This window comes from Acinetobacter sp. GN11 (assembly GCF_054823985.1).
Genome location: NZ_JRVL01000102.1, coordinates 1 through 10,425 on the forward strand (window position 1 = coordinate 1; position 10,425 = coordinate 10,425).

General features: G+C 40.4%; 9 protein-coding genes and 1 pseudogene. 9 read left to right on the forward strand and 1 reads right to left on the reverse strand.

All coding sequences use genetic code 11. From position 1 onward, the window contains the following. Positions 1-311 precede the first annotated feature (311 nt). The 4 genes from NL42_RS10640 to NL42_RS10655 are packed head-to-tail and all read left to right on the forward strand — an operon-like array spanning position 312 to position 3,599. Entirely contained in the window at positions 312-1,331 is a 1,020-nt protein-coding gene (locus NL42_RS10640; RefSeq protein WP_461312716.1) for an ABC transporter substrate-binding protein, read from the forward strand. Positions 1,332-1,333: 2 nt separating this feature from the next. Beyond that, positions 1,334-2,344: a FecCD family ABC transporter permease gene (locus NL42_RS10645; protein ID WP_461312717.1), complete on the forward strand. Its 1,011-nt coding sequence runs from the start codon at positions 1,334-1,336 to the stop codon at positions 2,342-2,344. Then, the gene (locus tag NL42_RS10650; RefSeq protein WP_461312718.1) at positions 2,341-3,105 is read left to right on the forward strand and encodes an ABC transporter ATP-binding protein; all 765 of its coding nucleotides are present in this window, start codon (positions 2,341-2,343) and stop codon (positions 3,103-3,105) included. Before NL42_RS10645 ends, NL42_RS10650 begins: the two co-directional genes overlap by 4 nt. Positions 3,106-3,110: 5 nt before the next feature. Then, the gene (locus tag NL42_RS10655) at positions 3,111-3,599 is read left to right on the forward strand and encodes a GNAT family N-acetyltransferase (RefSeq protein ID WP_461312719.1); all 489 of its coding nucleotides are present in this window, start codon (positions 3,111-3,113) and stop codon (positions 3,597-3,599) included. Here the strand turns inward: NL42_RS10655 and NL42_RS10660 are convergent. After that, the gene (locus NL42_RS10660; RefSeq protein WP_461312720.1) at positions 3,594-4,382 is read right to left on the reverse strand and encodes an AraC family transcriptional regulator; all 789 of its coding nucleotides are present in this window, start codon (positions 4,380-4,382) and stop codon (positions 3,594-3,596) included. The genes NL42_RS10655 and NL42_RS10660 overlap by 6 nt on opposite strands. 98 nt (positions 4,383-4,480) lie before the next feature. Between NL42_RS10660 and NL42_RS10665 the strand changes: the two genes are divergently transcribed. The 5 genes and pseudogenes from NL42_RS10665 to NL42_RS10685 all read left to right on the forward strand — a co-directional run bounded on the left by NL42_RS10665 (position 4,481) and on the right by NL42_RS10685 (position 10,155). Beyond that, a complete protein-coding gene (locus tag NL42_RS10665) occupies positions 4,481-5,290 on the forward strand; it encodes a sulfite exporter TauE/SafE family protein (protein WP_461312721.1) in 810 nt (269 codons plus the stop codon). Between the two features lie 182 nt (positions 5,291-5,472). Continuing rightward, positions 5,473-6,357, forward strand: coding sequence for a phosphoribosyltransferase family protein (locus NL42_RS10670; protein WP_461312722.1), 885 nt, complete (start codon positions 5,473-5,475; stop codon positions 6,355-6,357). An 11-nt stretch (positions 6,358-6,368) separates the two neighbouring features. Continuing rightward, positions 6,369-7,862, forward strand: coding sequence for a nicotinate phosphoribosyltransferase (locus NL42_RS10675; RefSeq protein WP_461312723.1), 1,494 nt, complete (start codon positions 6,369-6,371; stop codon positions 7,860-7,862). A 60-nt stretch (positions 7,863-7,922) separates the two neighbouring features. After that, positions 7,923-8,688, forward strand: a pseudogene (gene ntrR / locus NL42_RS10680) (ADPR responsive transcriptional repressor NtrR). A 72-nt stretch (positions 8,689-8,760) separates the two neighbouring features. Next, positions 8,761-10,155, forward strand: a complete 1,395-nt coding sequence (locus NL42_RS10685) for a methylenetetrahydrofolate reductase C-terminal domain-containing protein (RefSeq protein WP_461312724.1) — start codon at positions 8,761-8,763, stop codon at positions 10,153-10,155. Positions 10,156-10,425 lie beyond the last annotated feature (270 nt).

Consider the following 10,425-nt stretch of genomic DNA (forward strand, 5'->3'; position numbering starts at 1 on the left):
CTGATTAAATTTAAATATTGAAAAGTAAGTGATTTCAGTTGAATGGTTTAAAGCAAATTCTAAATATTTTGGAAATGACTATTCATTTTTCGAGTTTTAAAAATCACAATCACATGATTATTAAGTTTATTTTGTAATTTTGGCATTTTTATTGCTTAATTACTCTTATCTTTAGTACAACATTTGATTTACTAACTTATAAATGATGATTCAAACCGTCTTGCTCTCTTATGGTGTCTTTTTCATATGAAAAATGCACCAAATAGACACGTCTTTTTATTTTGCACTATATTTGTGCGTTGGATGCTGTAATGAAGTCATTGGTTTCAATACTTACTTTACTCATTCTATGTGGATGCTCTTCATCTGAACAAAGTAGAAAAACTAAAGAAAACTTAGCAGCCCATTCGATATGTGTTTTTGATAGTACAAATACAAAAGTTTGTGTAGCCAAACCAGCCCAAAGAATAGTTTCTCTATTTGAGTCAGGTTTAGATGGCTTATATATGCTGGGGCAAGGTCATAAAGTGATTGGCATACCAGCCGAAGTATACATCCAACCTTTATTATTCAATGCCTATTCAAAAATAGATCAACGCATTGCCAATAAACAGCTTGCGGCGCCTTCACAAGGGGCAAATGCAACCAATACTGAAAGTCTTGTGTTGTTAAAACCTGATCTGGTGATTTTAGGGAGTGGGCAAACCCAAACGATTGACCTGTTGCGGCAGTTTGGCATTGCTGTATATGTCATGGAGTCAGGTACTTACCAGCAAGTAAAAGAAGAGCTATCAGAAATTGCCGTTTTGAGCGGTGCCCAAAAGCGTGCTCAAGAAATTTTAAGTTTTTCTGATGAAATTGTGGCGGAGGTTGCAGCAAAAACTGCACGTCAGCCAAATAAGCAATCGATTTACTATGCGTGGTCAGGAGGGCGGATTTTTTCTACCTCGGGACGTCAGTCGATTACTAATGACTTTATTGAGCTGGCGGGTGCTTTCAATATTGTTCAGACCGATGCAAATCAACCTAATGTGAACCCCGAGACTTTAATTGAATGGAACCCAGACAATATCGTGCTTTGGAATACCAACCCAAAACTGATTTATGAACGAAAAGAATTACAAGGCTTAAGCGCTGTACAAAACCGAAAGGTTTTTAATTTGAGTCCCGCATTTATATATAACCCGCATACCATCAAAATTATTATTACGGCGATTTATTTGAATCACAGTATTTATCCTGAACAGTCCGATTTACCTGTAAGTGCTTTACAACAGCGTATTTTAACCAAGTTGTATGGTGAGCACCTTGCAAAAGCGTTGGTGCAATGAATATGGAAAAGCTGAAATATTATTGGTTTTACCCGTTACCCGTCGTCATGATTTTTATCTCGTTGCTCATAGGGCCAACTCAGACCTTGAGTGCATGGGACTATTTGCGGTGGGGTGTGCAACCAGTCTTCGGTACACCATATTTTGATGCTGAACAATTTGGACTGATGCAAAATATTCTTGTGAATGTCAGGCTACCCAGAATTTTACTGACCTTTATGGTGGGGGCTGCATTAGCAACCGCGGGTAATGGCTTGCAGGCATTATTTCGTAACCCCTTAGTTGACTCATATGTACTGGGTATTTCATCTGGCGCTGCGTTCGGTGCAGCCTTGGCACTTTCTTTAAGTTGGCTTTCACCCAATCTATCCGCCTTTATTTTTGGTGTTTGCGCCGTTGCCTTAACGTATTTATTTGCTCATCAAAAACATGAAAGCCAGACGTCTTTAGTGATGGTAATTTTATCGGGCATGATTGTTTCTGGGCTGTTTTTGGCAGGACTTACAGTTATTCAATACTTAAGTGATCCATTTAAACTGCAAGCCATTGTGCAATGGACCATGGGCAACTTACATCAGGCTTCTTGGCAAAAGGTTCAATACGCCGTGCTACCAATTTGCATTGGACTTGCCGGATTATTTGCTATGCGTTGGCGCTTAAACTTAATGGCACTTGGTGCTGAAGAGGCGCAGGCTGTGGGTGTTAACCCTCGCTGGGAACAGCTTCTTTTAATTGCTCTGGTGACTGTATGTACTTCAACTTCTGTGGCTGCAGCAGGCATTATTAGTCTATATGGATTGTTTATGCCGCATATTGTGAGAATGTTGGTTGGGCCAGATCACCGCTACAGTATTCCTGCCAATATGGTGTTGGGTGGCAGTTTTCTACTCATGATTGATAACTTTTCTCGGGTTTTGCTGACGTTTGAAATACCGATTGGTATTTTTACCATGTTACTTGGCGCGCCATTTTTCTTATTATTAATGAAAACACAGAGGACTCATTGGGCATGATTCAAATTGATCAGCTAAATTATGCCTATGGGCACAAACAGGTTCTCAAAAATATTCATCTGGAGTTTCCTGAAAATCAGTTTTCAGTCATTTTAGGGCGCAATGGCTGTGGTAAATCGACACTTTTTAAGCTGATGGCAGGCCTAGAACCCGTAAAAGATGGATTGATCCGTTACTCTGGAAAACCATTATCGGACTTTAAAGGTAAAGATCGGGCAGCATTACTTGGTTTTTTACCGCAGTTTCATAAAACCGTATTTCCATTTTTGGTTAAAGATGTCGTGATTACGGGACGCGCGGCTTTTAGCCGATATCGTCCTTCAAAATCAGACTGGAAACGTGTAGACCAAGCTTTAATTGATTTAGACATTGAGCATTTGCGTGACCGTCCTTATACCGAGCTATCGGGAGGTGAAAGGCAATTGGTTATGATTGCCCGCATTTTAGTACAAGCACCGAAAGTCATTTTGCTCGATGAACCAACCAATCATCTCGATGTTTATTACCAGTCTTACTTAATGAAAAAATTGCGTCAGTTGTCGCGGCAAAATTTTACGGTGATTGCGATTATGCATGATCCCAATTTGGCCTTTTTATTTGCAGATCATCTGTTTTTCATGAGACAACACGAAGTGGTTAAGCCTGAGTCAAAAACACGAATCACCGATCCTAAGTTTTTAAAGAGTGTCTACGATGTTGAGTTCCATGAAGCGATGATTCAAGACAAAACCATTGTTATCCCTGATCATTCTTGGCTGTAAAAAATATGACACTTCACTATCAGCTAGCCGACAAATCAGACTATGCATCTGCGGTAGAGTTTGCACTTTATACTAGACAGCTCTTATTCCCAGAAATCTATCATGGGCAAGTTCCCAAAGATTTAAAAAATTTTGGGCAATATTATGTTAATGATCCATTAGGTTGCTTTATTACGGTAAAAGATAAATACCGTATTATTGGCACTATTGCATATCGGGCGTATGACCATCGTTTTGATTTAAATTTGCCATCTAAGACGGTTGAAGTGGTTAAGTTATTTGTATTGCCTGAATACCGCCGTAATGGCATCGCAACTCAACTATGTGACATGTTGTTTAGCCATGCACAAAAGAATGAAATTACCACTTTGTATTTACATACCCATCCATTTTTACCTGCGGCTGAAGAGTTTTGGCGGCTCCAAGGCTTTGATGTTATTAAAAGAGAATGGATTGATACCTATGACACCATTCACATGAGTAAATATTTATAGCGTTTCATTTTGAACATGAAATCTTTTTTGAAAATGGGTAGGCGGGTAGCCCATAATTTTACTGAACATTGCGGTAAAAGCTGCCGAGTGTTCATAGCCCAAACTAAAGGCAATTTCAGTAATCGAGATATTTTCTTTTAAGGCATTTAAAGCATAAATAATGCAGACCCGATTACGCCAAGCCTGAAAGGACATGCCAGTTTCAGACTTAAACCAACGATGAAAAGTCCGCTCACTTTTATTGTGGTCATGTGCCCAATCTTTAGGGCTACTATGAATGTCAGGATGCTGCATAAACTCAGCACACTGTTTAGATAACAATGTGTTGTGAGGCAGCGGAATAAACAGAGGTAGGGCTGGTGCAGCTTCTAATTCATATAACAATAAATCGATAAGAGCGCCGTCTCGGCCTGCATGTTGGTAGTCAACAGGAAGCTGATTTGCCTGAATGAGCAGTTGATGTAACAAAGGCGAGACTTGTATAACCTCGCAATATGATGCCTGTCTTGGTGCGTTGTTCGCTTCTATATACAAACTATAAGTACTGACTTTAGATAGCCATACCTGATGTGGTTTGCCTGCCGGTATCCATACACCGCTGTACGGTAACACGAGCCATTGTCCATCTTCAGTTTCAACTTTCATTACGCCTTCAGGTGCATATAAGAACTGAGCACGGCGATGGCTATGCGTATCTAACAAAGTATCAGCAGGATAATCTGATCCTAACGCTAGAACCGTTTGCGGTAGATGGTCTACATCGTTGATTGGAATATTACGCATATATTTTTGGCTGAAATAAATAAAAAGATGGCTTTTCTACGTTAGTTTGCCATAGAGCTATTTTATATCATGCCTCTATAAACGTGAGGAAGATAACGATGCTATATGAGCTATTTTTATTTGGACTGCTTTCAGGCGTAACCACTTGGTTATTTGGTTTTGGCGGCGGATTTGTTGCTGTGCCTTTGCTTTATAGCGTCATTATTCAAAAGTGGAGCAGTGAAAGTAGTGTCGGCATACATGCTATGCAAATTGCAGTTGCGACATCAGCGTTTGTCATGCTCTGCTCGGCAAGTTTTGCAACCTTTCGACACTATCGGTCTGGACAGATAGATTGGCAAAAGATCCGCTTTTTATGGAGTGGTATAGCATTTGGTGGAGTTGTCGGTGCGGTAATGGCCTCATTGTTTAGTGGAAACTGGCTTCGCTGGATATTTATGGGTTATGTGTTCGTAACCATTATTGATTGTTATTACCGACCGGGGTTTATGGTGACATCAAGGCAAAAGCAACACTATGGTCAAAAAAGTGAACTCATCAAAGGAGGCATTATTGGCTGGGTTGCAGCACTTTTAGGTGTGGGGGGAAGCGTAATGACAGTTCCTTTATTACGGCGGCGGGGTAGTTCTATGGCAGAGGCTGCGGCTATAGCAAATATTCTCACGCTGCCTTTGTCTTTAACAGCAACGCTGACCTATTGTGTATTGTCAGTTTGGCAATCTACATGGGCACCTAGTGGATTTATTGGCCTGATTTGGTTTGAAGCTGCCTTATTCTTAGTTGCGGGAACATGGATCGGGCTATATTTTTCAGAAAAATTTATTTCAAAACTACCAGATTTATGGCGGGCAAAATTATATCCGCTACTTTTAATCATGGTGCTGCTTGTCATGTTTTTTATAAATTAAATATTTATTTCAACAGCTTGAATAATAATTTTTATTAAAAAACGAATTTCTAGTCGCTCTAAAACTGCAAATTTTATGTCTTAAATGGCTTTGAAAAAAGTTTGAAAATTAGACTTGAAATATATGGTGGCTTTATGCCACTATATATTCATCGAAGGTCATCAGACAAAAAAGAGGATGATATGGCTATCCAGCTTTTAGATGCGGCAAGAAATGAAATTCCAGTGAAATTCACGCAGTTTTCTGGTGGAGAGCGTCATGTTCAAATTGATGAGGCAACCTTAGGTTTACTATTTGGCACGGTATTGGTTCGTGCACAAATGACCACAAGTCACGATGTGATGGACTACTTATTACTTGAAAACATATTGCTGAATCAGGGTTTAACCGTTGACCTAGAAATTCCGTATTTTCCATACGCACGTCAGGACCGTATTTGTGCAGTAGGCCAAGCATTCTCACTCGATGTGATGACGAAGCTACTTAACATTAACGCAGACAAAAAAGCCGGCAAACAAGGCAAGGTGACTGTTTGGGACTGTCATAGTGAAGTAACAACAGCATTACTCGCTGCCAATACTTCTTTTAACGAAGTTGTAAATGTCAGTTCAGTAGACATCATCGCAAAGAGTGAAGCGCTGAGTGCATTGTTGAAAAATGAAAAAACAATACTGATTTGCCCAGACAAAGGCGCAAAAGCACGTACACAAATGGTTGCAGACGCTTTTAATCTTGAGCGCAAACAACCTATCACTATTGTTCAGTGTGATAAAAAACGCGACCCAGTGACTGGCAAAATTTTAGGTACACATGTACATGCGACTGATTTATCTGGCCTAACAGCAGTAATTACCGATGACATTTGCGATGGCGGTGCAACCTTTATTGGCATTGCCAAAGAACTCCGTCGCCTCAATTGCAATAAGGTCGTTCTATATGTGACCCACGGTATTTTTAGTAAAGGATTAGAGGTTTTTGATGGGCTGCTAGATCAACTGTTTACTTCAGACAGCTTTCCACAACAACCATCAGACAAAATTTCAGTAATTGCTTTTGCAGCAAAATAAAGAGAATAAAGATGACTATTAAACTTAATCCATTAAACGCTATCGATTTTTATAAAGCTGATCACAGACGTCAGTATCCAGAAGGCACAGAGTACGTGTACGCAAACTTTACACCGCGTTCATCTCGTCTCGCAAAAATGCTGCCTGATTTTGACGATAAAGTTGTGTTCTTTGGTCTTCAGGGTTTTATCAAACACTTTTTGATAGATACATGGAATGAAGGATTTTTTAAACAACCTAAAGACAAAGTGGTAGCTGCATATAAACGCCGTATGGATAGTTCATTAGGTGAAGGTGCTGTACCCGTTGATCATATTGAAGCATTACATGACTTGGGTTATTTACCATTACGCATTAAAGCATTACCAGAAGGGAGCCGCGTCAATATGCGTGTACCCGTGCTCACCGTAATTAATACCGACCCGCGTTTCTTTTGGTTAACCAACTATATTGAAACTGTATTAAGTGCTGAGCTTTGGAAAAGCTGTACCACCGCAACGATTGCCTACGAGTACAAACGTTTATTAACACAATATGCCGTAAAAACTGGTGCACCACTCGATTTTGTACCTGTGCAAGGACACGATTTTAGTAGCCGTGGTATGAGTGGAATTTATGATGCGGCGCAATCAGGTGTGGGTCACTTAACCAGTTTTATTGGAACAGACTCGGTTGCTTCAATTGACTATGCAGAAGAGTATTACAATGCAACAGGTGTGATTGGGGTTTCCGTACCAGCGACCGAACACAGTGTGATGTGTATGGGCACTGAAAACAGTGAGCTAGAAACATTTAAGCGTTTAATCTGTGAGCTTTATCCATCTGGTGTTGTCAGTATTGTGTCTGATACTTGGGATTTTTGGCGAGTGATTACAGAGTTTACGGTGGCTTTAAAACCTGAAATTCTGGCAAGACAACCCAACGCTTTAGGCTTGGCTAAATTGGTTTTCCGTCCAGACTCTGGTGACCCTATCAAAATTATTTGTGGTGATCCAGATGCCGAAGTCGGCAGCCCAGCCTACAAAGGAGCAGTTGAATGTTTATGGGAAGTGTTTGGCGGTACAACCACAGACCAAGGCTATAAAGTACTGAATGAGCGTGTCGGTTTAATTTACGGTGACTCAATTACCCTAGATCGCGCACAGCGTATTTTAGAAGGACTTGAAGCCAAAGGCTTTGCTTCAAACAACTTGGTATTTGGGATCGGCAGCTTTACCTATAACTACTTAACTCGCGATACCTTTGGGTTTGCTGTTAAAGCAACTTGGGGCCAAGTCAATGGTGTAGGCCGAGAGCTGTTTAAAGACCCGATTACTGACTCAGGCGTAAAAAAATCTGCGAAAGGTCTTTTACGCATCGAAGAAAGTGAAAATGGTTTTACCTTGTTTGATGAGCAAACAGCCGAACAAGAACAAGGCGGAGCACTAAAAACCGTCTTTGAAAATGGTAAACTTCAATATGAGTGTACTTTGGATCAAATTCGTGAGCGTTTATCCATCGCATAACTGAGTTTAGATGAGCCGTTGCATGAGTATCGGCTCGTCATTTTTATTGAGAGGCTGAACGTGACTATTCAAACTGAAGAAGAATTCCTTGCCAGTTATGATCGCCGAGATTATGACGCACCTTTACTCACGGTCGATATGGCTATTTTCTCGGTTTTTAATGGTCAGTTGCAGGTATTACTCATTAAGCGACCCAACTTTCCAGCCAAAGACCAATGGGCTTTACCGGGTGGTTTTGCCGATTTAACTCATGATCAAGACTTAATGGCCACAGCCTATCGTAAGCTGGTCGAAAAAACAGGGATTGCTTCACCTTACTTGGAACAAGTTGCTTCTGTGGGCAATGCAAAACGTGACCCGCGTGGCTGGGCTGTGACCATTTTGTATTTTGCTTTAATCGATTTTAATGCCTATCAACAGCAAGCATTGGCTGAGTACAGCGAATGGGTGCCTGTAGCAAAAGCAAAAGATTTCGCATTGGCGTTTGATCATAATGAATTGCTTAACTTGGCATTAGAGCGTTTAACCAATAAAACCCGCTATACCGCATTGCCAGCCAGTCTAATGCCCGAGTTGTTTACACTGACTGAGCTACAAACCATTTATGAAATTATTCTTGGGCAATCGTTAGAAAAAAAAGCTTTTAGACGCCGTATGATAGAAGCTGGCGCAGTGGAAGAAACTAACCAAAGTAAAATTGTGGGAAAACGACCAGCTCAGCTTTATCGCTATGCACTCGATTCATTTGATTTTATATTTCCTCGCTCACTCGAATTACCAAGAAATAAAGAGGATGTAGATAAGCAAAACTGAGCTTTCTGACTAGCGCATATTGATGCGCTTTGATTTATAATGCCGCGCTTATGATTGATGTCATGTTTTGATAAGCACTTTGCCTATGTCACACGTTTCTTCCTGCTTCCAGCAAAACCAGTTTTTTGTCTTAGTGGAATATCTCACTTCACTACATGAGATTTATCCTGTCAAACATGAGTTTGCGGGATATCCGGCGGCAATGACATTGGCAGATCGCGTACATTCAGATCATGATATTGCACCACTTGAGGCCAGCAAAAACTACCCTGACTCAATCGATAAAGTCTTGCACTTTTCAGGTAAGGCCCGAGACATACAAGACTTTGAGCAGTTTTTAGAGCAATCCAAAGCAGCTAATATTCAAAACTTATTATTGCTTACAGGTGACAAGCTGAAAGAGCATCATAATGGGCGAGATGGGCAGCCTCGTAGTCGATACTTAGAGTCTGTAAACGCCGTAATGGCTGCCAAGCAGGATGGCGGGTTTCGTATTGGTGTTGCTTTTAACCCATTTAAATATGTCGAAGCTGAGCGTGATGCACAGTACTTAAAACTACATAAGAAAATTAAAGCAGGCGCTGACTTTATCATTACCCAATTGGGCTATGACATTGAAGCCTTAAAACAAGCCAAATCATTTTTAACAAAGTACGACTATTCGCAGCAAATACTGGCTTGCGTCATGCCACTGACTTTGGGGCGTGCCAATTTTATGGTGAAACATAAAGTCGCGGGTATTGTGATTACCCCACACATGCTAAAAGTCTTGGCAGATGAAAAACAAGCAGGAAATACAGACCGCGTTTATTTACGCTGTGCTTTACAGATTTTGATATGTAAACATTTAGGGTTTGCAGGAATTCACTTATCTGCTTGCCATAAGCCAGAAGAGCAAATGTTGCTTGAAAGCTACATTGAGCAATACAGACATCTGGAGCTTAAAGCCTTAGAAGAGCTTTGGAATTCACTTTGGCAAGTCACTTCAGGCAAAGAGTTTTCGCCTGAAATTACTCGTTTTTCTCGTCAGCCAACGTCTAAACAATTAATTAAATATCGCCAATTGCATGTTATGCATGAAGCAATGTTTGGATCAAAAATTGCCAAAGGTGTAGGGCGGTTTATTTTTAAAGCATCTTTTTGGGAAAATGCTTTGGTCGCTAAAGTACTACTTAAAACAGAAATGCTCAGTAAACATAGCTTAGTGGGCTGTGAAAGCTGTGGTCAGTGTCGCCTAAGCGATACTTTATATATTTGCCCTGAAACGTGTCCAAAAGGTTTAGCCAACGGGCCTTGTGGCGGTACAACTTTAGACCGCTGCGAATTTGGTGACCGTGAATGCATTCATTCAGTCAAAGCAAGACTTGCAAAAGCGGTTGAACAAACTGAAATATTAAAAGAAAAACTCATTCCAACTGTGCCTATTGAAACTAGAGGAACTAGTTCTTGGAAAAATTGGTATTTAGCGACTGAGGCTTAAGTTTTGTATTACCCCTTGATTTGATTTTGTTAAACAATCAAATGGGAGGCTAAAACACGGCGATAATTTAAAAATAACAATTGTTTGGCTTAATTATGTTCAATCAAGATGACTACCGAGGAGTATACTTAAAGCGAATCTTTTGCGTTAAAAGGAAAGCTGTCTCAATGAAAAAGTTGGTTGCTGTACTTACTGTAATTGTTATTTTAACTGGATGCGTTTACGACCCTGTTAATTACGACAAAATACACGACCAAGAGTTCCAAGACC